Origin of the sequence: Archangium violaceum Cb vi76 (assembly GCF_000733295.1) — a bacterium.
GTDB classification, from domain to species: domain Bacteria; phylum Myxococcota; class Myxococcia; order Myxococcales; family Myxococcaceae; genus Archangium; species Archangium violaceum.
The window spans coordinates 1-22,491 of the sequence record NZ_JPMI01000078.1 but is presented as its reverse complement, the minus strand read 5'-3'; the positions used below and the strand labels follow the sequence as shown (position 1 = coordinate 22,491).

Genomic DNA, 22,491 nt, shown 5'->3' with positions numbered 1-22,491 from the left:
CTCCCGGGCGCGCTCTTCACGAACTTGTCCAGTTGTTGGACAAGTCTGGCGAGACCGTGCCCGGCGGGGTCCCTCCTGCTCTCGAGCTGAGGGCAGGCTCCCGCACGGGCTTTCTTCGGATGGCTCAGGAGCCCGGCGCGGAGGATTGGGTAGCCGGCGTGGTGGACACCTGACGACGTCCCCAGAGGAACAGCATGGCGACGAGGCCGAGGGTCGCCGCGAGGCCTCCCAGGAAGAAGGGCCGGCCGCTCACGAGGGCGGCGATCGCGCAGAAGGCCGTCAGCTCCACCTTCCGGGCGCGGGTCACCATCATGACCGTGCCGCGGTCGTAGCGCAGGCTGACGATCGACGCCTCGGGCACGTGCAGCAGCCTCCGGAAGAGCATGAGGTTCTGCAGGTGGACGGAGATGACCGCGAAGCGCGTCACGACCAGGGCGCCACACATGGCCTCCGAAAGGCCACGGACATCCTCCAACCCCATCTCCGCCACCCAGTCGAAGTACGCCACCGCCAGGGGGAGCGCGATCGCCCCGGCCCCCAGCGTCAGCAGAAATCGCCTGGAGACCCACTGCCCCTTCTCCACCGCCTGCACGAAGAGGGGATTGAGCTCGTAGCTGCCCCCCATCTCCACCCGCTTCCCGAGGTCTCCCCGGGCCTTCAGCCTCGCCGCGGCGATGGTGAGCAGATAGTCGGCGCAGTGCAGGACGAGCCACAGCACACCGATTCCAACCGGACTCCAGAGCAGCTCCATGAGATCTCCCACCGCCGCCTCATAGCATGAAGCCCCAGGGCCTCCGACTCATGCCCCAGCCCGCCTCGCCACCAGGCGGGCCTCGTGCCGCCCCTCCCCGGTCCACCCCTCCGTGTACGAGACGAGCTCCAGTCCCTGGAGCAGCCCGGGCAGCTCGCCGTCCTCCAACAGGAAGCGGGCCGAGGGATGCGCGTGCCGTTGCAGGTTGCTCCGCGTCGGCTGGGCGAAGACGAACAGCCCGCCCGGCGCGAGCACCTTCGAGACCTCCGCGAACAGCGGCCGCCAGAGGAAGTTCACGCAGAGCACGAGCTCGAAGGGCCCGGGTGGCAGCGGCTCGGTCTCCACATCCAGCCGCTGGAGCCGCAGGGGCACACCCGCCGCGCGTGCGTTCTCCGCGGCCCGCTCGAGCGCGACATCCGAGACGTCCGTCAGGGTGACGTCCAGGCCGCGCCTCGCGAGCCACACGGCGTCATGCCCCGCGCCTCCCGCCACCTCGAGCGCCCGGCCCGTGCCCGGCAGCAGGTCCGTGAGCGACCGGAGGAACACCGAGGGCTCCCGGGTCCCCTGCTGCTCGCGATAGCGCGTGTTCCACCGCTGCCTGTCTTCCTCGGACATGAACCCTCCAGCGAGAACGCGTGGACATCCCCTACCACGGAGGACGGCGTCCCCCCGAGCGTCGTGCTACATACGGCCGCCATGTCCACAGAGCGTCCCAAGTACGATCCCTCGTCCATCGAGCCCAAGTGGCAGGCCCGCTGGGAGCAGGAGAAGACCTTCGAAGCCCGCCGTCACCCGGGCCGCCCCAAGGCGTACATCCTCGACATGTTCCCCTACCCCTCCGGCTCGGGGCTCCACGTGGGCCACCCGGAGGGCTACACCGCCACCGACATCGTGGCCCGCTACCAGCGCATGCGCGGCGTGGACGTCCTCCACCCCATGGGCTGGGACTCCTTCGGCCTCCCCGCCGAGCAGCACGCCATCGAGACCGGCACCCACCCCGCCCAGACCACGGCGAAGAACATCGCCACCTTCAAGCGGCAGCTCAAGTCGCTCGGCTTCTCGTATGACTGGTCGCGCGAGCTGGCCACCACCGACGAGGCCTACGTCCGCTGGACCCAGTGGATCTTCCTCAAGCTCTTCCAGCGCGGACTCGCCTACCAGGCCGAGCTGCCCGTGAACTGGTGCCCCGCCCTCGGCACCGTGCTCGCCAATGAAGAGGTCATCGACGGCAAGAGCGAGCGCGGCGGCCACCCCGTAGTCCGCCTCCCCCTCCGTCAGTGGACGCTGCGCATCACCGCCTACGCGGACCGCCTGGCCCAGGAGCTCCAGGGGCTCGACTGGCCCGAGACCAAGGAGAAGCAGGTCCACTGGATCGGCCGCAGCGAGGGCGCCGAGGTGGACTTCGCCCTCGAGGGCCGCGGCGAGAAGCTCCGCATCTTCACCACGCGCCCGGACACCCTCTTCGGCGCCACGTACATGGTCATCGCCCCCGAGCACCCGCTGCTCGAGTCGCTCGTCACCCCGGAGCACCGGCAGAAGGTGCTCGCCTACCGCGACTCCGTCGTCAGCAAGAGCGACATGGATCGCACGGCGCTCACCAAGACGAAGACGGGTGAGTTCACCGGCGCCTACGCGCTCCACCCCATCTCCGGGGCCCGGCTGCCCATCTGGGTGGCGGACTTCGTGCTGGGCTCCTACGGCACCGGCGCCATCATGAGCGTCCCCGCCCACGACGAGCGCGACTTCGAGTTCGCCCGCGCCTTCGGGCTGCCCGTGGTCGAGGTCGTCTCGCCCGACGGCCAGCTCCACGACACCGCCTCCTGGACCGAGGCCGTCACCGCCGACGGTGTCGCCGTCCGCTCGGGGTTCCTCGACGGCCAGCGCACGCCCGACGCCAAGGCCACGATGATCTCCCACCTGGAGCAGAAAGGCCTGGGCACCCGCCGCGTGCAGTACCGCCTGCGCGACTGGGTCTTCTCCCGCCAGCGCTACTGGGGCGAGCCCATCCCCGTCTACTTCCCCGTCGAGCTGCCCGCGGGCTCCACGGATCCGCGCAAGCATCCGCACACCGTCCGCTACGACCAGCCCATCGCCGTCGCCGAGAGCGAGCTGCCCGTGCGCCTGCCCGAGCTCGAGGACTTCAAGCCCTCGGACGACCCCGCCGGGCCCCTGTCCCGCGCGCTCGACTGGCGCTTCTTCCAGAAGGACGGCAAGTGGTTCGCCCGCGAGACGAACACCATGCCCCAGTGGGCCGGCTCGTGCTGGTACTACCTGCGCTTCATCGACCCGCACAACACCCAGGCCGCCTTCTCCAAGGAGGCCTATGACGCCTGGATGCCCGTGGACCTGTACGTCGGCGGCTCCGAGCACGCCGTCCTCCACCTGCTCTACGCCCGCTTCTGGCACAAGGTCCTCTTCGACTGCGGCGTCGTCTCGCACCCCGAGCCCTTCGGCAAGCTCGTCCACCAGGGCATGATTCTCGGCGAGAACAACGAGAAGATGTCCAAGTCCCGCGGCAACGTCGTCAACCCCGACGAGGTCGTCCAGCGCCACGGCGCCGACTCGCTCCGCGTCTACGAGATGTTCATGGGCCCCCTCGAGGCCGTGAAGCCCTGGCAGACCCAGGGCGTCACCGGCGTCCGCCGCTTCCTCGACCGCGCCTGGAATACCCTCGCGTTCGTCCGCGAGGAGCCAGGGGCCGCCGAGGCCCCCCTCGACGAGGAGTCGCTCCGGCTCCTGCACAAGACCGTGAAGAAGGTCGGCGAGGACATCGAGGCCCTCCGGCTCAACACCGCCGTCAGCGCCCTGATGATCCTCACCAACCGGCTCGCGGATATTCCTCGCGTGCCGCTCGAGACGGCCCGGACCTTCGCCCTCCTGCTGTCTCCCTTCGCGCCCCACCTGGCCGAGGAACTGTGGGAGCGGCTCGGTGCCACGAAGAGTCTCGCCTACGAGCCCTGGCCCTCCTACGACCCCGCCCTCACCGTGGACGATGTCGTCGAGATGGGCGTCCAGGTGAATGGGAAGATGCGCAGCAAGGTCAAGCTCCGCCGCGATGCCACCGAGGCCGATGTTCGCGCCGCCATCGCGAATGACCCCAACGTCCTCGCCCATACCCAGGGCAAGACGGAGAAGAAGTTCGTCTACGTCCCGGGCCGCATCATCAACCTGGTCGTCGGCTGAACCGACTCGGGGACTCGGGCCCAACCCTGGGCCCGGGCACCCTCACCCCGTCCCTCTCCCGAGGGGAGAGGGGTTCTTGGGGGACCTGGGTTCTTGGTGAAGCGCGCTTCTTCGTGAAGTGCGCTTCTTCGTGAAGTGCGCTTCCTGGGCGGGCTCAGAAGAGCGTGTCGGCGAGCTTCGCCCTCGTGTCTCCCGTCAGCACCGTGAAGCGCATCACCCGGTCCTCCCCACGCCACACCTCGATGCTCCTCGGCAACATCTCGCCCGTCACCGGCGAGGTGTAGTCCAGGAACCGCACGTCCCAGGCCGTCCCCTTCGCGTCCTTGTACTTCACCCGCGCAGGCCGGAAGCCGTCCTTGTACACCCAGAACTGCGGCTTGCCCTCGCCCGGCTGCCCCAGCACGTACACCACGTCCCCGCCAAACCGCCCCAACGAGGTCGTGCGCGACTCGATTCCCAGCGCGCGCAGGTGCGTCTCCACCACGTCCCGCCCCTCCACCGCCGACTCCGCCCTCACTCCCAACACCGCGCACAACTGCTGCACCGCCTCCGACAACGCCGGAATCTCCTTGCCCTCCACCCGCTTGCGGCCTCCCGAGGACACCGCCGCCACCGTGTTGCCCTCCCGTGCCTTCGCCTCGAAACGGCACCGGCCCGGCAGCCTCAAATACACCGTGCCGTCCGCCTCCAGCTCCGGCCGGTCCGTCGGCAATCCCAGCGCCCCTCCCGCCTCGTTCACCACCGGTCCGTAGAAGTGCAACGAGCCGTCCGCCTTCAGCGCCGTCGACGGCAGATCCTCGCGCGCCGCCACCATCCGGCGCAGGATGGAACCGCCCGGCAGCACGTACGCGCCCGCGCTCATCGCCACCAGGACTCCCAACACCGCCACGGCTCGCTTCATCACGGCCGCCCCGGCTGGCTTCACGCTCTTGCGCTTCTGTGGCTCTTTCATGGGGCGGCGAATCTAGTGATGGCCCTCCCCTCCATCAAGGCAGTTAGGATGCGCTCCCATGCGGATGTGGCACCGTCTGACGCTCCTGTTCACCCTCCTGCTCGCCCCCCTGACCCACGCCCAGGAGGACACCTCGCGCCAGCCGCGCGCCGAGGATCTGCGCGAAATCTTGAGCGCTCGCGCCTACGGCATGGGTGGAGCCTGGCGCGCCCTGGGCGTCGGCGCCGAGTCGGGCACCGGCAACCCCGCCGCCCTCGCCGCATTCCGCTCCTACCGCATCGAACTCACCGGCGCCTGGGACTGGGTCGGCAAGGACGCCTTCGGCATGGTCGCCCTCGCCGACTCGTCCACCAGTGCACTCGCCGCCGGCGTCAGCTACCAGCTCATCTCCCTCGGCAAGGGCGTCGAGCGCGCCACCGGTCACCTCAACACCGTGGCCCTCGCCATCCCCTTCGGCGACAGCCTGATGGTCGGCGTCTCCTCGCGCTACCTGCTGATGCGCGGCGCCCGGCAGGCCAACGCCATCACCGGCGACGCCGGCATCATCTTCCGCCCCGCCCCCATCATCTCCCTCGGCATCTCCGCCCATAACCTCATCGGCACCGGCAACGCCGAGCTCACCCGCTACTACACGGCCCACGCCGGAGTGTTCGCCGGCCTCCTCACCCTCGCCGCCGACGTGCGCGCCGACTTCGAAACCAACAACAGCACCACGCTCACCTACAGCGGCGGCCTGGAGTACCTGTTCGGGCAGAGCTTCCCCGTTCGCGCCGGCTACACCTGGGATGGGTTCACCCGCTCCTCCCAGCTCGGCGTGGGCATCGGCCTGCTGACGCCGGGCGGTGGCATCGACATCGCGTACCGCCACGACATCGGCGGAGAGAATGGACGGCTCGTCGCCGTCACCCTCAAGGTGCAGGTGCAGTGAGCCCTCACCCGCGCAGCGGGAGGTAGCGCTCGGAAGCGGAGAAGCGCACCAGCTCCACCAGCTCCTGCTCGCTGGACTTGAGCGCCCGCAGCGCCGCCACCGCCGTCCCCGGGCCTCCACACGCGACGAGCCCCGCGCGGTTGGCCGAGTGCCGTGCCGCTTCCGCGAGCGCCGCCGCGTCGAACTCCTTCTGGGCCGACTCCAGCAACGTCAGCGCCCGGGCCCGCGCGTTGGGGTGCAGCGCCTCGCGCACCACCCGGGACTCGGGGCCGAACTCCGTCCCGCCCCGCAGCACCGACGCGAGGATGGCCACCGCGCGCAGCAACTGGTCCTTCTTCAGGCAGCGCAGCGCGAGCAGATCCGGCCCCAGGCAGGACAGGGCCCGTCCGGCGAAGAAGCGCAGCTCCGGCTCCGGCAACACCTGGCGCACCGCGAGCCGGCCCACCAGCAGGCGCGGGGCCCCCGGGTGCACGAGCGAGAACGGCGGACCGTCATCCTCGGACAGGAAGACCTCCGGGAGCCGCGCGTCCAGGAGGCGGGCCACGGACTGGAGCACCTCCAGGGCGGCACGGGCGCCAGGGCCCGAGTCCGGCCGGAGCGGCTCGGCGGAGCCCGAGGCCCGCCCGAAGGTGGGGAAGAGCCGGACGAGGGCCTGACCCACGGAGGCGAGCAGCTCGCCCGCCGGGTTGCGCAGGCCGGGGTGGCGCAGGCCCGCGCGCTCCTCGGGCGTGAGCGTGCGGCGGGGGAACCGGGAGGCACTGTCCTTCTCCCCCACGAGCGCCGCGGCCACCTCCGCCATCAGCGAGCCTCGCGCGGAGTCACCCCGGCCCACGAAGAAGGCCGAGAGCTCCCGGTAGGCCGCCGCGTCGAGGGGACGCTCGCGCACGCGCTCGATGGCCGCCGGCCGGGTGCCTTCCATGGGCGCCGGAACCGGAGCGGGAGCCGGAGGCGGAGGTGCAGCGGGAGCCGGGGCCGGAGGCAGCGCCGGCCTGGAGGAGGTGGAGGGCGTGAGCGGCTCGGGTGAGGAGACCGAGCCAGGGCCTCGCGCCTTGCGGCGCACGGGGTCCATCTTCCCCGGAGGTGCTTCCCAGGCGATGAACCGCGTGCGCTCCACGGGCATCGGCGCGTCGGGCGGCTCCTCGGGCGCGGCCGGGGGCGGGCTCGCGGGAGCGGACTCCCGGGCCGGCGGAGGCGGACGGCTCGGAGCAACGGGCACGGACACCGCGGGCATCTCGAGGACCGTGGACGCGGACTCGGGAGGAGCGGAGGGCGCCGCGGCCGGAGTGGGCGTGAGCTCCACCGCGCCCGGTGGCGGAATGAGGACGCCGGTGCGCGAGCCACTCTGCTCCCGCTTGGGGACGGCGCTGCGCGGGGGCTCGGGGTGCAGCGCGGGCGCCACGCGCTCGGCGATGGCCTTGCGCAGGTTCTCCGCCCGGTTGGCGTACACCTGCGCGCGCGCCGCGTCTCCCAGCACCTCCCGGCAGAAGCGCGCCAGCCGCTCCCACGTGCCGAGCCGCGCGTCATCATCCTCGGTGGCGGTGGCGGCGTGCTCCATGGCCCACGCGGCCTCGCCGTTCTGCCCGAGCGCGATGAGCCGGTCCACCAGCAGCAGCCACGCCTCCTTGTGGCCGGGCTCGAAGCGCACCGCCTGGCGCAGCTCGGTGAGCGCGGCGTCGCGCTCGCCTCCGGCCTCCAGCGTGGCCACCAGCTCCAGCCGGACCTTGCGCGTGGCCAGTCCCCGTGGCTCCCGGGCGATGCGGGCGCGCAGCAGACGGCTCAACCCCGCCTTGTCGCCCAACCGCCGCGTCACCTCCAGGAGGTGGTCCTGCGCGACGACGTCCTCGGGTTCCTCCGCGAGCACCTCCGACCAGGCCCAGTGGGCGAGCCGCGCATCGGCCAGCGGCCCTCCGGCGAGCTCCGCGAGACACCGCAGTCCCTCGGCGCGGTGGGGCGTGCGGCGGTGCACGGCGGCGAGCGCGGCGCGCAGGCGCTCGGCGGCTCCGGCCCGGTCCGCCTCCGAGACACTCCGGGCGAGCCCCATCAACGCCGGCAGCGAATGGGAAGAGATGGCCACCGCGGCCTCGAAGTCCGCACGGGCGCGAGCGGTCTCACCGGCGGACAGCAGCCGCTCGCCACGAGCCAGGAAGGCGGCGGCACGCGCCCGGGGGTTGCTCGCGCGCTGCACCGCCTCGTCGAGCACCCGCCACACCACCCAGTCATCGCCATCCGTGCGCTGGGACACGAGCCGCACCTGCTCGGCGAGCGCGGCCTGGTCCCCGGTGAGGGCGACGATCTGCCCGTACACCCGGGCGGCGCCCGCCAGGTCCTGCAACTCGTTCTCCAGCAGCTCGGCGAGCCGGGTGAGGGTCTCCGCGCGGACGGACAGGTCCTTCGTGGCATCGGCGCGGTCCAGGTAGAACTGCGCCAGCTCGCGCCAGGCCCGGCGCGCGATGAGCTGGGCCTCCTGGCGCGTCTCCTCCGGGTTCTCCTGCCGGGGCACGAAGGCCCGGGAGCGCTCGGTGTCCTCCTCGCTGCTCCAGGGAACCGGGGCGGGCGTCCTGTCTCCGGTGGGCGGAGGAACGAGCGGAGACTCGACCCGGGCGACAGGCGCGTCGGTGGAGGTCTCCTCGTCCTCCGGAAAAGGCTCGGTGATTTCGAGGGTCGTGCGCCGGTGGCTGGAGGCTTCCCCGGCGGTGTCATCCCGGGGAACGGAAGCAGGAGGCACGGAGATGGCGAAGGGCAGACCGGAGGCCTCGGAGGTCGTCTCGTCCTCGATTTGCGCCCAGACCTCCGGCAGCTCCAGCTCGAGGACGGTGCGGTGCCGGTCATCCGAGGGAGCCGGAGCCACGGGCACCTGCATTTCGAGGACGGTGCGGTGCCGGTCATCCGGGGGAGCCGGAGCCACGGGCGTGGGAGCGGCGGGAGCCGGAGGGGTGGGTGCCGGAGCGGTCCCGGCCCGGGGTTGAGAGGCACGCGGCACGAACCGCGCATCCAGCGGGCCCGAGGCCTCCACCGTGTGCTCGTCCTCCAGCCAGGGCGACGAGAACTCGACGGTCGCGCTTCGCTCCTCGGGCTCCGGCGCCTCCACCTCCACGAGGGCCTGGCCCTGCACGATGGGAACCGCGAGGGCCTCGGCCTCCGCGTCCCCTTCGTCGGAGGACTCATGGCGCGAGAGGCGGCGGAAGAGGACGTCGAGCAACCGGCGGGCGCGGCGGTCCTCGGGGTCCTCGTCGACGAGCGCCTGGAGCGCCTCGACGGCCCGGGGGAGCTGGTCCACCCGGCGCAACACCCGGGCGAGCTGGAGCCGGACGGCGCGGCGGGTCTCCCCCCGGGTGTGGGCGAGCGCGGACGAGAGCAGCGCGATGACGGCGGGCTCGGTCCCCGCGTGCAGCGCGAAGGTGACGAGCACCGAGGCCAGGCGCGGCGTCATGGGCAGGGTCCGGCTGGCGCGCACCAGCTCGCCGAAGGCCTGGGGGGCCTGGCCCTCCTCGAGCAGCCGCGCGGCGCTCTGGCGATGCCGCTCCACGAGCTCGGGCCCGCCTGTGCCCGGCCCGGACGGGGCATTGCCGTTTCTCACGCCACCCATGGGTGGGGCAGTCTACACAGGATGCCGCCTCCGGTCGTCACCGTCCTCCTGCCCGCCCGAAACGCCGAGCGCACCGTGGCGCGCGCCGTGGAGAGCCTCCTCGAAGGGACTCTGCGTGAAATCCGGGTGCTCGCGGTGGACGACGGCTCGACGGACGGGACGCGCGCGGTGCTCGACGGGCTGGCGGCGCGGGACGCCCGGGTGGAGCTCCTGGAGGGGGGCGGCCGGGGGCTGGTGGCCGCGCTCAACCTCGCCCTCGCCCATGCCACCTCGCCCTACGTGGCGCGGATGGACGCGGACGACGAGGCGCTGCCCCGGCGCCTGGAGGCGAGCATCGCGGCCCTGGAGGCGGACCCGGGCCTGGGCGGCGTGGGCACCGGCGTGGAGATGTTCCGGGAGGACCAGCCGGTGAGCCCCTCGATGAGGGACTACGCGGCGTGGCTCAACGGGCTCACCACGCCCGAGCGGCTGCACCGCGAGCGCTTCGTGGAGAGCCCCATCTGCCATCCCTCGGTATGCCTGCGGCGGGAGGCGGTGGTGGCGGCGGGCGGCTGGGAGCACGGCGACTTCCCGGAGGACTACGACCTGTGGCTGAAGCTCATCCACCGGGGCCACGGGATGCACAACCTGCCCGAGGTGCTGCTGCGCTGGAGGGACAGCACGGAGCGGCTGACGCGCACGGACCCGAGGTATGCGCACAAACGCTTCATCTGGGTGAAGGCGCGTTACCTGGCGCGAAGCCGGGAGGTGGCGGGGAGGCCGCTGACGGTGTGGGGCACGGGACCGGGAGGGCTCACGCTCACGCGCTTCCTGCTGGCGGAGGGAGCGCGGGTGGAGCGCTTCATCGACGTGCACCCGCGCAAGGTGGGCACGCGCATCCACGGGATTCCGGTGGACGCGCCGGAGTCACTGGGAGCGCCACCGGAGGACACGCACCTCATCGCGGCGGTGGGCGTGCGCGGCATCCGCGATGAGATTCGAGCGGCCCTCACGGCGCTCGGCTGGGTGGAGGGCGAGCACTTCACCTGCGCGGCGTGAAACGGCCTACGTCTTCTTCAGCCAGACCCCGAGGGGACCGATGGGCTCGAAGCCCAGGGCACACCACGCGGCCAGCTCGTCACCGTGCTCGTAACCCACGATGGGCAGGCCCGGGAACGCGGCCAGGAGTTGCCCGAGCAGCTCCGCGCGCAGCACTCCGGCCCGGGACTCGGCGAAGAAGGTGTTCGACAGACCCACGACGCCCTCGGCGCGATAGGCGATGGCTCCGGCGACGAGGGTGTCCTCGTGGTACGCGGCGAAAATCCCCACCCCCGAGTCCTCGAGCAGGCCGGGGCGGAATACCGCGTGCGTTGGAGCCGGACCCTGCGGACCCCTCCAGGCCACCTCCCACGCGGCCAGTGCGGCCGGGTCACGGACCTGGACCCAGCGCGCTCCACTGGCAGTGGTGGGAGCCATTCTCCCCGAGGAGAATTGGATCCACTGCGCGGAGAACAGCGCCTCGAAACCCAGCGGTGCGAGGTCGAGTGTCGCGAAGCTGTCCTTGACGCCCCAGCGCCCCGGCAGCGTGAGCGCGGAGATCGCCTCCAACTGCCGGGCCTCGCCCTCGGGCGTGAGCGTGACGACGTTGGGGTAGAACGGAGGCACCTCGACGCGGTTGAGCCACAGCGCATCCGTGAGCTCACCCGGGTGCCCATGGGTGCGGCACACCGCGTCGCACCATCGCGCGTTGTTGAAGGCCGCCGCGATTACCGTGTTTCGAGACATGAGGCGATCCTAGACAACTCCGGTGCCAGCGGTGACGTCCGAAGCGTGCGGTAACATGGCTTTGGCAGTCCCACGCACGGGGTCTGCTCCAATCCCCTGAGGAGTCCATGCGCTACACCGGCCGTGTCACCCGGTCCCCTTTCCTGTTGTCCCCCCTCCTGCTCCTGCTCTCCCTGGGAGCCTGTGGCGACAACCCCAAGCCCACCCCGGATGCGGGCGTCAGTGACGCCGGCTCGGAACAGCCGGACGCCAGCACGGAGCAACCCGACTCCGGCACGGAGCAACCCGACTCCGGCACGGAGCCGCCGGACGCCGGGACGGGGGAAACCGACGGCGGCACGAATCAGTGCGGCACCGGTCTGGCGTTCGTCGAGGCGGTGGCGAACAAGGCCCTCCTCCAGGACACGTCGCTGGACATCCTGGAGCGGCTGAGCGCCATCCCCGGGCTCACCGTGCAGGAGAACCCCAACGGGGCGCGAGTCCCCACCGGTTACCGCTTCTTCATCATGAAGTACGACCAGCCGGCGGATCATGCGAACCCGGAGTGCCAGCGCTTCCAGCAGCGCCTGACGTTGCTGCACACGTCGGACACGGCGCCCATGGTGCTCTACACCGGCGGCTACTACGTCTCCACGAGCCCGAGCCGGCGCGAGCTGACCTCGCTGCTCAACGCCAACCAGCTCTCCGTCGAGCACCGCTTCTTCCTGCCGAGCCGCCCGGAGCCCGCGGACTGGAGCCTGCTGACGATCAAGCAGTCCGCCGATGACTTCCACCGCATCGTCCAGGCCTTCAAGCCCATCTACGGCGGACGCTGGCTGTCCACGGGGGCCAGCAAGGGCGGTGAGACGGTGGTGTTCAACCGGCGCTTCCATCCGGACGATGTGGACGCGACGGTGGCGTACGTGGCGCCCCTCGCGTTCAAGGACGACGCGCGCTTCCCCGCCTTCATGCATGCCGTGGGTGGCGAGGCCCAGGCCGCCTGCCGCGAGCGCATCCACACCTTCCAGCGCACGGTGCTGGGGCGCCGCGAGGAGATGCTGGGGCTCTTGCGCACCTACGCGCAGGACAACAATCTGACGTACACGCAGCTCGGCTTCGAGCGGGCGCTGGAGCACGCCGTCCTCGAGACGTATCTCGGCTTCTGGCAGTACGGCTCACCGGCCAACTGCAACACCCTCTTCCCGGGGATCGAAGCGACGAGCGAGCAGCTGCTGGAGGTGATGAACAGCGTGGTGGGCCTGGCCACGTTCGCCGATAACGGTTCCAGCGGTCTCGGCTACTACGCGCCCTATTACTACCAGGCGGCGGTGGAGCTGGGCTGGCCCGGGGCGTACGACGACTTCCTCGGCGACCTCATCCACTTCCCGGGCACGGACATCGCGCCGGTCTATGCACCGCCCGGCCTGCCGCTCGTCTTCCGCGAGTCCGCCATGCCGGACATCCAGGACTGGGTGTCCACGAAGGGCGAGCGGTTGATGTTCATCTACGGCGAGTTCGATCCCTGGACCGCGGCGGCCTTCTCGCTGGGAAGCGCCAGCGACTCCTACCTGTTCGTGGTGCCGGGCGGAAACCACGGCAGCAGCATCAGCCGGCTGCCGGACATCCCGCGCTCCGAGGCCTACGGGACCGTGCTCCGCTGGGCGGGTCTCTCCACCGCCGGGCTGAAGAGCACGCCGCCCGCCTGGGTGACGGAGCCCCAGTTCGACGAGTTCGCTCCTCACCTCCCGCCGCGCCTGCGTCAGCGCACCGCCCCGTAGGCACCCGGACGGGGGCGGCTCACTCCCAGGAGAACTCACACACGATGTCGAGCGCTCCCGTGGGGCGTGCGGTGGCCTGGGTTCCCCGGGCCCCCGCCGCCTCGAGCACCTTCAGCACCAGCCCCTCGATGAACGGGGGAGACATGAAGCTGCCCTGCGCGCTGAGGAGCCCCTGGCGCGGCCCCAGCCATTCCACCTGGGCGCTGCCGTAGCTCATCGCCACGCGGAAGGCCGCCGGCAGGCTGCTGATCAACGGCTTGGGACTCCGCCCCCGCGCCAGCAGCAGCATCGCCCTGCCGGCCACCGAGGCCAGGAAGTCGGTGGAGGCCTGGCGCCCGATCTCCCGCAGCGCGGCCTCCGCGCCACCGTGCCGCTCGGCGAGCGTGGGCAGCGCGGTGGACAGGATGAGGAACATCAAATCCGTGGAGTAGCTGAAGAAGTCCATGAAGCGCTCCTGGCCGCACGCCTCCAGGCAACGCCCCACCAGCGCCTCGTCCCCCAGCGTCCGGAGGTTCTCCAGGACGCCATTGAAGAAGAAGCCCCGGATGGTGTGCTCCTCCGGCTTCAAGAAGGTCCTGCGCCGCGCCAGATCCTCGAGCCAGAACTCCACGGACTGCCCGGTACGTCCCATGTACTCTTTTTATCGCCCGGCGATACCGGCCGCCGAGAAGAAGCGCGCGAGATCCTCGGGAATGGGCGCTTCGAACCGCACCGGCGCGCCCGTGCCCGGATGACCCAACTCCAATGCCTGGGCATGCAGCAGGCACCGCGGAGCCTCGATGCCTCCCGCCCGCGTGGCGCCTCCGTAACGCTTGTCCCCGAGGATGGGTGCGCCCAGCGCCGTCAGGTGCGCGCGCAACTGGTGTGTCCGCCCCGTCTGGGGCAACAGCTCCACGAGGCAGAAGTCCGGCCCCGCGTGCAGCACGCGGTACTCCGTGAGCGCGGGAATCCCATTCGCCGCGCGGGTGGCCCGCCAGCGCCCCGGCCGCGAAGGATCCTTCGACAGCGGTAGATCAATCGTGCCCGCGGAGGGAAGCGCTACCGGACCCACCGCCGCCAGGTAGCGCTTGCGTGCCCGGCCCTCGCGGAACTCCTCCGCCAGCGCCGTGGTCGCCTGGGGCGTCTTCCCGAACACCGTCACCCCGGACGTCTCCCTGTCCAACCGGTGCACCAGTCCCGCCGGCCGATTCAGGTACTCGCCCACCCGGTCCACCAGGCTGTCCCCGACCCGCCCCTCCGTGGGTTGCGCCGTCATCCCCGCCGGCTTGTCCACCGCGATGACGTCCGCGTCCTCGTGAAGGATCCGCAACGCGGGCGCGGAGGCCGGCGGCGCCGCGAGCGGGCTCTGTCCGCCCTCCTCCAGCACCACCGTCACCACCTGCCCCGCCGCCAACCGCGCTCCCGCGTCCCGGCTCCGGCGCCCGGCCACGTACACCGCGCCCACGCCCACCAGGCGCTCCGCCTCCTCGCGTGGGAGGCCCAGCTCCGCCGCCAGCGCCTCACCCAGGGGACGGCCCGTGTGGGCGGCTTCGACTCGGAAGGTGCGGCGCTTCATGGGCCGCTGTCCCTACCGCGTTTCCGGCTCGGGCTCCAGCGGCGGCGGCTCTCCGCCCGTCTTCAGGAAGATGACCACCTGCACCCAGCCCCCCTCCTGCGAGAGCGACACCCGGAGCTCCTGCTCCCCGCGGCGGAAGACCTGGGGGGACTCCTCCTTGAACCCGGAGCGCGTGAGCTGGTCGCGGTACCAGCCCCGCACCTCGGCCTCCTTGCCAGGCGCCCGGTACGTCAGCGTCCGCGCACCCTCGAGGTCCGCGTACAGGACATTCATGGCCCCGTCGTACACGGGCAGGAACCCCGGAGGCGCGGCCGGCCGGGCCTCCCCCAATCGCGCCTGGCCGAGCACCACCGTGGTGAGCCCTCCGGGCTCGGGCGTGAGGATGACGGTGTACGAGGTGAAGGTCCGCGTATCCAGCGCGGTGAGGTGGGGCTCGGCGGCCAGCCGGGGCTGATGACGCTGGAGGTAGAAGCCCGCGTCGTCGAAGGCGGTGGCGAAGTACTGGAGGAGCCGCTCCAACTTCTCCTTGGAGGAGTAGACCTGGATGCGGACGGGGATGCCGCCCACGTTCATCGTGTCCGGCACGTCCACCACGGACACCAGCCCGGGCACCTTCCACTGGAAGGGCTCGCGGGACGCCTCGGCGGGCGCCGCCGCCAGCAACAGCTCGAGCACCAGCAGGCAGCTCAGCATTCCGACAGCCCCAGGAAGCACCTGTTGGACGGGCGGCGCTTGGGAGTCGGCTTGTGGTCCACGCCGCCGGTGTTCCTCGGCCGATCCACCTCGTCCTGGGACTCGCCGCGAGGGGTGCTCCGCTCGATGTAGTCATCCTCCTCGCCGCGGTAGCTCATGAAGAAACCACCCTCGTCGATGGGGCTGTAGCCGACGAAGAACTCGGCGAATTCGGAGGCATCCCGGCCGGCGGCGCGCCCGTTGGCGTCGAACACCTTCATGGCCGAGTAATAGAAGGCCCGGTTCTCCGCGCAGGGCACGTCCGGCTGCTCGGGCCGGAGGGGGCAGTGCCCGCTCACCTCGGGATCCGAGAAGCCGAAGTCCCCCAGCAGGATGCCGTAGCGGCCCTGGCAGTTGCCTCCCACGGGGCGGCCCGAGGCACACGTCTTCATGCTCAGCCGCGTGGAGTGCTTCTCCCGGAAGAACCCTCCCTCCCCTTCCAGGAAGGAGGTGGGCAACGTGGGCAACCCCTCCACGTGGGCCTCGGCGGCGCAGCTGACGCCGCCCACGTTCTCGAAGATGCCATCGAGCACGCTGTCCGTGGGCTCCCCCACGTCCTGTCCGGGCGGGAAGGTGCCCCAGTTGCCGGGCTGCGGCGAGCGCAGCGCGGGGCGCCGGCTCCGGGGAAGATCGAACTCCACCTCCTCGTCCCGGTCGCACCGCACGCGCATGTCCTCCACCCGGGTGAAGACCTGGGTGACGTGGGTGCGGGTGCCCGGCGTGGAGCTGCGCCCGTCGAAGTCGCGGTAGCGCGCCTGGGCATTGCCCATCACCCGCGGGGCGATGGAGTCGAAGGCCCCGAAGTCGCTCACCTTCTCCCGGTTCTCGAGCATCCGGTGCACCCGGAAGGCCGTGCTGTCCCAGAGCGGCGAGACGGCCGCCTCGTGCACCTTGAGCGACAGGTAGCCCACCTCGGCGAAGTGGATGCCGAACACCACCACGGTGACGAAGACGAGCAGGCACAGCGCCAGCTCCACCGTGGACTGCCCTCGCGGGAGCCGCTGGAACGCCGCCCTCATCAGTGCACTCCCTTGTAGCCCGCCGCGATGAGCTGACGGAGGGCATCGCCCGCGGTGCCGCCCACCGTGTTGGGGATGTCGTTGCCGCCGCGCCGCACGTCTCCCCCGGCGTCGATGTCCGCGGCCACGAGGGTGGCGCGCCAGAAGGGATTCCAGAGGTTGGGCGGCTCGTTCCACCGTCCGCGCCGGTGGTAGTAGGCCAGCCCGGTGGCGAGCGCGGACTGCACGCTGATGTCCGTGCCATTGGCCAGGACGATGCCGCGGCTGTCGAACGTGCTGGTGCGCTCGGGCGTGAAGCGGAAGCGGAAGAGGAGGTTCCACGGATCGCTCCGCGGGCCCCGCACCTTGTAGTCCCGCTCGGCGAGCGCGAAGAGCTTCGGCTGGGCCCAGAGGTTGCCGTTCGCGTCGTCGGCCGTGTTGTACGTCATGCCGCCGATGAAGGTGCTCGGGCAGTTGGTGCGGGGCCAGCACGACAGGAGCGTGTGCCGGTACTGATTCTCCATCCCCGGATCCGTCGCCCCGAGCACGGGAGAGGTGGGCGTCCACCAGTGGGTGTCGCTGCCATCCTCGAGGTCGGTGGCCTTCACGCCCGCCGTGGCCCTCACGCGGAAGGGAGCACAGCCGGGGAAGGTGACCTCCACCAGGGCGTGATCCTCGGCCCAGGTGAACCACGTCTTGTCCGCGCGCCCGCCGTGCCCGAGGGACGTGCCCCAATAGGCGCTGCCGCCCCCATTGAGGACGCGCGCACTGCCTCCCGCCGCGCTGAGCGCGCCCATCACGCCCCGGTCCCCCGTGAAGGCCGGCAGGCCCTGGCGGCGGGTGATGAAGCCGTAGCCGCGGGTGGCCATGGCCATGTCCAGGGCGTGGCCGGCGCCCCCGGCGGTGGCGTGGATCAACTCGCCCACGGACACCGGCGTCTTCCCCGCGCGCAGCTCCTTGCTGTACGGGCTGCCCTTGCTCGCCATGGCCGCCATCCGCGCCACGAACGAGGCATCCCCGCCGGAGACCGCCTCCTGCAGCCGGCCGAACATCTCGCCCTGCATGCTCGCCAGGTGTCCGCCGATCAGTTGGATGTTGTAGGCCTGCACGCCGGCCCGGGAATCGAGCTCGTGCCACTTCCGCTCGATCTCCGCGTTCTGCTCATCCAGGGCCACCATGGCCTCGGCGGCGGCGGGACAGCCCTGGGCCGCCAGGCGGGCGGCGTTGAGGTTGGCGCGCATCATGCTGGTCCAACTGGTGAGGCTCAGCACCCCGGACATGGCCACCAGGTGGCCCGTCTGGGCGCGGCGCATGAGGGCGATGCTGTTGAAGGTGCGCGCCGTGGCCACCGCGCTGCTGTAGGCGGCCAGGTCCGCCACGCTCTGCGTCTCCATCTTCTCGCGCACCTTCATGGAGAAGGAGAGCGTGAGACACACCATGACGGCGACGAGCAGCATCGTCAGGCTGAAGAGCACCAACGACTGGCCTCGAGCGCGGCGGAAGCTCACAGGCCCTCCGGGGTGAGCGGGCAGTTCTGCCTGCGGAAGAAGCGGGGGCGCGCGGGCGTCATCATCCGCATGGCGTAGGTGGCCTGGAGCGGAAAGACGTACTCGTGGCGCGCGGCGCGCTCGAGCAGCTCCGCGCGGATGGCCAGGTCCAGCACGGGAGGCGCCCGGCCGCCCCAGTTCGCCGTGCGGGCGGGGATGAGCGGATCCGTGGACGAGTACTCGCGCAACCCGAGCTGGGCCAGGAACATGCGGCCCAGCACCCAGTTGGCGAAGGGGATGCGCATGGGGAACCAGAAGACGAGCCGCGCCTCCAACCGCACCACGTCCTCCACGCTGCCGTAGCGGTTGACGTCGTCGAAGGACTCCTCCTCGTTCTCGGGGATGGAGCCGGCCAGGGGCCGCTCGCGGGCAATCCACACGATGGTGCCCGAGTGCCCCGAGTCACGCCCGGGGTGGTAGAGGTTGTCCCGGTGGTTGCGGAAGGCCACTCCGAGCGCCGCGGGCGAGTCCGTCCGCGCGAACGTGGGCAGCAACACCCCGAGCGCCGCGTGCGTCATGGCCTCGCAGTCCCCGTGCTTGACGCTGCCCGTGCGCACCGCGCGGAACGCCGCGTACTCCGTCAGCGCCCGCGCCTGCAGCAACAGGAAGAACTGCAACGTCCCCAGCAGCAGGAAGATCGTCAACGGGAGGGTAAGCGCCGCCTCGATCGTCGCCTGGCCAGACTCTCCGACCCTGGTGCGGTCCCTGCGACACATGGCGGAGTGCTTTGCGCCCTCTCCGGATCCGAAATCCATACGATACGATATGGAAAATACGAATCCGGCTTTCTAGGAATATGAGGTGGAACCCGGCCCGGCTCAGGAAGACTCACGGCCGAAGCGGGACGCCATGGAGCCAGTCCCCGGCGTGTCGCCGAGCGCCTCCGCCTTCTGCTCCGCCTCCTGCTCGGCCACGGGCACGGTCGCCGGAGCCTGCTCGTTCTCCAGGAGGAGCACGCCGCCGGACTGGTGGGTGTTGCGCCCGGTGTCGATGGCCTTGTTCAGCTCCTCGCCCTTCACGAAGTAGCTGGAGGCGCTGCCCGGGTCCTTCACCATGAAGCGGCCCTGGTCATCCATGCCGTCGATGACGACCCAGTGCGCCTTGCCGGGCGCCTTCGCGTCGCCCTTGGTGGAGATCTCATTGGAGTCCACCATGGCCACGGCCTTGCCGCCGCTCTTGAGGGTGCTCTCCAGCGAGCTCTTGTCGGCGGTGGTGCTGCTGCCCTTCACCGCGATGCCCTCGTTGGCGAGCATCTTGGCCATCTCCTTGGGCGTGGTGCCGTCCTTGGTCCCGTAGCGCGAGCCCAGGTCGTCCATCAGCTCCTTGCCGGACACGCCCTCCTTGCCACCCTTGGACTTCGTCAGCATGGCCGCCGCCGCCGCGCCGCAGTTGCTGTCCTCGGTCTGCTGGAGCACCGGCGTGGAGCTGGACCACTTGCCCTTCTCGGCCTGGTCCCCCGCCACCACGTTGCGCGACTCGTTGACCGAGTTGGCCAGGTTCTTCAGGGACTTCGTCTCCAGGGGCGCCAGCTGCTCCAGCTCGGGGGCGATCGCCTGCACCACCTCGGCGAACTTCGACTCCCACTCCTTCTGGGCCCTGGACACCGTCTCGAAGACGTCGCTGCTGCCCGGGATGGACACAGCGGGCGTGCTGGCCGGAGAGACCGGGAGTGCGGGCTCCGTGGGAGCCTGGACGCGGCTCTGAGAGGGAGTTTCCAGCGCCCGGGTCAGGGCGTTACCCAGCATCGAGGTCAGTTTCACGCTCATCTCGCATCCCACCTGATTTGGTAAATCGCGAATCTCGCGTATTTATCGACGCGCGCCGTCACAAGTTTCTTCGGACGCCGCACTATGTAACCTTTTTCCGAAGAAACAGTCCAGTTAGAATGTTCGGCAACCCATGAGAGAGTCGAAGAGCCGGAGCAACAAGGGGAAGGGCACGCGCGAGCCCGCGCCGAACACCGGCCGGTCCCGGTCCCAGCGGGGCCGGGCTCCGGAGGACGTGCCCCCGGTCTCACAGGTGGGGCGCTACCTGTTGTTGGAGCGGCTCGGCCAGGGCGGCATGGGGGTGGTGTACGCGGCGTTCGATCCGGATCTGGATCGCAAGGTGGCCCTCAAGCTGCTGCAGACGCCGGACGGGGAGTCGGCCTCGGAGACGGCGCGGGCGCGGCTGCTGCGCGAGGCGCAGGCCATGGCCCGGGTGTCCCACCCCAACGTCATCCCCATCTTCGACGTGGGCATGTGGGGAGATCAGGTGTTCCTCGCCATGGAGCTGGCGGATGGGGGCACGCTGAGCGGCTGGTTGGAGGAGGAGCACTCCTGGCGCGAGGTGCTGGAGCGATTCCTCGCGGCGGGCCGGGGGTTGGTGGCGGCGCACGAGGCGGGGCTGGTGCACCGCGACTTCAAGCCGGCCAACGTCCTGGTGACCCGTGCCGGCCGCGTGTACGTCACCGACTTCGGCCTGGCGCTCCAGGTGGGGGCCTCCCCGCGGCAGGACGAGGACCTGTCCGACGAGGCCCGGGAGCTGATGGCGCCCGAGCGCCGGCTGCTGGAGGCCAACCTCACCCAGACGGGCGTGGTGCTGGGCACACCCAACTACATGTCGCCGGAGCAGTACCAGGGGCGCGAGGTGGACTCGCGCTCGGATCAATTCAGCTTCTGCGCGGCGCTGTACTGGGGCCTCTACCGCAAGCGCGCCTTCGAGACCTCGCGCATGCGGGCGTATGCGACGTCGCGCTCGCAGCCGGATGCGTCGGCGCGCACCGAGCCCATGGAGCCGGAGGCGGTCCCCACGGATCTCATCCAGGAGCCGCCGCGCGACAAGAAGGTGCCGGCGTGGGTGAAGCAGGCGCTGATGCGCGGGCTGGCGATCGACCCGGGGGCGCGCTTCGGCTCGATGAAGGAGCTGCTGGAGGCCCTGTCGCAGGAGCAGCGGCGGTTGAAGCGGCAGCGGTGGGTGGCGGCGGCGTGCGCGACGGCGGTGGGGCTGGCGGTGGTGGGAGGCGTGGCGTTCCGGCAGTCCCGGCTGTGCACGGGCGCGGCGGAGCTGATGACCGGGGTGTGGGAGCCCGCGGCGAAGGGCAGGCTGGAGGCGGCCTTCCTGGCCACCGGGAAGCCCTTCGCGAAGGAGACGGCGGCGCGCGTCTCGGGAGTACTGGAGGAGTACGCGGCCGCGTGGACCCGGCAGCGCACCGAGGCGTGCGAGGCCACGCGCGTACACGGGACGCAGCCCGAGGAGTTGCTGTCGCGGCGCGTGGTGTGCCTGGAGCGGCGGCGCAAGGACCTGGGAGCGCTGGTGGGGCTGCTGTCCGAGGCGGACGGGCCCCTGGTGGAGAAGGCGCTGGACGCGGCGCACGCGCTGCCCGCGTTGCAGGAGTGCGCGGAGGTGGAGGCGCTCTCCGAGCAGCAGCGGTTGCCGTCGGACGCGGCGAAGCGCGCGGAGATCGCCCGGCTGGAGGAGCGGCTCGCCGAGGTGAAGGTGATGGTGGACGCGGGCCGCTACCCGATGGCGCGGGAGAAGGCGAACCAGTTGGAGGCAGCGGTGCTGGCCACCGGGCACCTGCCGCTGGTGGCCGAACTGCGCTTCCACCAGGGCTGGATCCAGGAGCAGATGGGCGAGTCCGTGGAGGCGTCCAAGCTGCTGTCGCGGGCCGTCTACGACGCCGAGGCGGGACGGGCGGACCGGATGAAGGTGTCCATCCTCAACAAGCTGCTCTTCGTGGAGGACGGGCAACAGCACTTCGGGCAGGCGGAGGGCTGGGCCGGACTGGCGGAGGCCACGCTGCGGCGCCTGGGAGGAGAGCCGTTGCTGGAGAGCGACGTGCTGGTGAACCGGGCCAACCTGGCCATCTCCCAGCAGAAGCTCCCGGAGGCGAAGGCCCTGCTGGAGCAGGCGAGGCAGATCCACGCGAAGGTGCTGCCCACGGACCATCCAAAGCGGGCGCGCACCACGTTCCTGCTCGGGCGCGTGATGCTGGACATGGGCGAGCACGCCCAGGCGTTGTCGCTGCTGGAGGAGGCGCTGAAGCAGACGGAGGCGTCGGTGGGCCCGATGCACCCGGACATGGCTCGGCGCCACGTGATGATGTCCTGGACGCTGCGGGACATGGGCCAGCCCGAGAAGGCGCTGGAGCATGCACGCGCGGCGAACCGCATCCGCGAGGCCACGTTCGGCAAGGACAGCATGCCCACGGCGGAGACGCTGGACGAGGTGGGCATGTGCCTGCTGGAGCTCGAGCGCTACGAAGAGGCCCTGCCCATCTACGAGGCGGCGCTCGCGGCCAAGCGCAAGGCACTGCCCCCCGAGGACATGCTGCTCCAGCCTTCCTATGACGGCGTGGGCCAGGCGCTGCTGGGCCTGAAGCGGGAGCGAGAGGCTGTCGAGCCACTGAAGCAGGCCGTCACCTTCGCCGAGGCTCCGCCCGACATGCTGGCGGTGTCGGGCTTCGCGCTGGCCCGTGCGCTGTGGGTGTCCGGCCAGCAGCCGGAGGCACGAGCCGAGGCGGCCCGGGCCCGCGAGCGCTTCACCCAGGCCGGACTGGCGCCACGCGTGACCGAGGTGGACGCCTGGCTGGAGTCCCTCCCGAAGGAGGAGGCGCCCAAGAAGAAGGAGAAGTCCAAGCGCCGCCTGGCGAAGCCCGCTCGCCGCCCGACACGCCTGTAACTCCCTCTCCCTCTGGGAGAGGGCGGGGGGTGAGGGTCGTGGCACTCGTGTGTCCACCGGGTCCGCCCGAGGGAAG

At 71.0% G+C, this 22,491-nt stretch carries 17 protein-coding genes; 5 read left to right on the top strand and 12 right to left on the bottom strand.

Annotation, left to right across the window (positions count from 1 at the left end; translation table 11 throughout):
• Positions 1-124: 124 nt before the first annotated feature.
• Both Q664_RS12485 and Q664_RS12480 read right to left on the bottom strand, forming a co-directional pair.
• Positions 125-751, bottom strand: a complete 627-nt coding sequence (locus Q664_RS12485) for a hypothetical protein (protein ID WP_152622058.1) — start codon at positions 749-751, stop codon at positions 125-127.
• Between the two features lie 48 nt (positions 752-799).
• Complete coding sequence (locus tag Q664_RS12480; RefSeq protein WP_043394009.1) at positions 800-1,366, bottom strand: class I SAM-dependent methyltransferase; 567 nt, start codon at positions 1,364-1,366, stop codon at positions 800-802.
• An 81-nt stretch (positions 1,367-1,447) separates the two neighbouring features.
• Between Q664_RS12480 and leuS the strand changes: the two genes are divergently transcribed.
• Positions 1,448-3,934: a leucine--tRNA ligase gene (gene leuS / locus Q664_RS12475; RefSeq protein ID WP_043394007.1), complete on the top strand. Its 2,487-nt coding sequence runs from the start codon at positions 1,448-1,450 to the stop codon at positions 3,932-3,934.
• A gap of 154 nt (positions 3,935-4,088) precedes the next feature.
• Here the strand turns inward: leuS and Q664_RS12470 are convergent, their stop codons facing one another.
• A complete protein-coding gene (locus Q664_RS12470) occupies positions 4,089-4,886 on the bottom strand; it encodes a hypothetical protein (protein ID WP_235216670.1) in 798 nt (265 codons plus the stop codon).
• Positions 4,887-4,944: 58 nt separating this feature from the next.
• Here Q664_RS12470 and Q664_RS12465 point away from each other — a divergent pair, with 58 nt between their 5' ends.
• Positions 4,945-5,814, top strand: a complete 870-nt coding sequence (locus Q664_RS12465) for a PorV/PorQ family protein (RefSeq protein ID WP_235216669.1) — start codon at positions 4,945-4,947, stop codon at positions 5,812-5,814.
• A 4-nt stretch (positions 5,815-5,818) separates the two neighbouring features.
• Here Q664_RS12465 and Q664_RS12460 read toward each other — a convergent pair whose 3' ends face one another.
• Positions 5,819-9,400: a tetratricopeptide repeat protein gene (locus tag Q664_RS12460; protein ID WP_052518010.1), complete on the bottom strand. Its 3,582-nt coding sequence runs from the start codon at positions 9,398-9,400 to the stop codon at positions 5,819-5,821.
• Positions 9,401-9,421: 21 nt separating this feature from the next.
• On the opposite strand from Q664_RS12460, the gene Q664_RS12455 reads away from it, so the two are divergent.
• Entirely contained in the window at positions 9,422-10,438 is a 1,017-nt protein-coding gene (locus tag Q664_RS12455; protein WP_043394005.1) for a glycosyltransferase, read from the top strand.
• A gap of 6 nt (positions 10,439-10,444) precedes the next feature.
• On the opposite strand, the gene Q664_RS12450 is transcribed toward Q664_RS12455, so the two are convergent.
• Positions 10,445-11,164 (bottom strand): hypothetical protein, encoded by a 720-nt coding sequence (locus Q664_RS12450; RefSeq protein WP_043394004.1) that lies wholly within the window; start codon positions 11,162-11,164, stop codon positions 10,445-10,447.
• A gap of 107 nt (positions 11,165-11,271) precedes the next feature.
• Here Q664_RS12450 and Q664_RS12445 point away from each other — a divergent pair, with 107 nt between their 5' ends.
• A complete protein-coding gene (locus tag Q664_RS12445) occupies positions 11,272-12,921 on the top strand; it encodes a S28 family serine protease (protein ID WP_043394001.1) in 1,650 nt (549 codons plus the stop codon).
• A gap of 19 nt (positions 12,922-12,940) precedes the next feature.
• Here the strand turns inward: Q664_RS12445 and Q664_RS12440 are convergent, their stop codons facing one another.
• From Q664_RS12440 to Q664_RS51975, 7 genes are all read right to left on the bottom strand, one after another.
• On the bottom strand, positions 12,941-13,552 hold the full coding sequence (locus Q664_RS12440) for a TIGR02265 family protein (RefSeq protein WP_043393999.1): 612 nt from the start codon (positions 13,550-13,552) through the stop codon (positions 12,941-12,943).
• 9 nt (positions 13,553-13,561) lie between these two features.
• On the bottom strand, positions 13,562-14,476 hold the full coding sequence (locus tag Q664_RS12435) for an RluA family pseudouridine synthase (RefSeq protein WP_043393997.1): 915 nt from the start codon (positions 14,474-14,476) through the stop codon (positions 13,562-13,564).
• Positions 14,477-14,488: 12 nt separating this feature from the next.
• Positions 14,489-15,169 (bottom strand): hypothetical protein, encoded by a 681-nt coding sequence (locus Q664_RS12430; RefSeq protein WP_043393994.1) that lies wholly within the window; start codon positions 15,167-15,169, stop codon positions 14,489-14,491.
• Entirely contained in the window at positions 15,163-16,227 is a 1,065-nt protein-coding gene (locus Q664_RS12425; RefSeq protein WP_043393992.1) for a hypothetical protein, read from the bottom strand. Before Q664_RS12425 ends, Q664_RS12430 begins: the two co-directional genes overlap by 7 nt.
• The gene (locus tag Q664_RS12420) at positions 16,227-17,714 is read right to left on the bottom strand and encodes a pilus assembly protein TadG-related protein (RefSeq protein WP_043393990.1); all 1,488 of its coding nucleotides are present in this window, start codon (positions 17,712-17,714) and stop codon (positions 16,227-16,229) included. Before Q664_RS12420 ends, Q664_RS12425 begins: the two co-directional genes overlap by 1 nt.
• Positions 17,711-18,469 carry a TadE/TadG family type IV pilus assembly protein gene (locus Q664_RS12415; RefSeq protein ID WP_043393989.1) on the bottom strand — a complete coding sequence of 253 codons (759 nt, stop codon included), beginning with the start codon at positions 18,467-18,469 and terminating at the stop codon, positions 17,711-17,713. Before Q664_RS12415 ends, Q664_RS12420 begins: the two co-directional genes overlap by 4 nt.
• A gap of 102 nt (positions 18,470-18,571) precedes the next feature.
• Entirely contained in the window at positions 18,572-19,519 is a 948-nt protein-coding gene (locus Q664_RS51975) for a C39 family peptidase (RefSeq protein WP_052518009.1), read from the bottom strand.
• A 133-nt stretch (positions 19,520-19,652) separates the two neighbouring features.
• Here Q664_RS51975 and Q664_RS12405 point away from each other — a divergent pair, with 133 nt between their 5' ends.
• Positions 19,653-22,415 carry a tetratricopeptide repeat protein gene (locus Q664_RS12405; protein ID WP_043393987.1) on the top strand — a complete coding sequence of 921 codons (2,763 nt, stop codon included), beginning with the start codon at positions 19,653-19,655 and terminating at the stop codon, positions 22,413-22,415.
• Positions 22,416-22,491 lie beyond the last annotated feature (76 nt).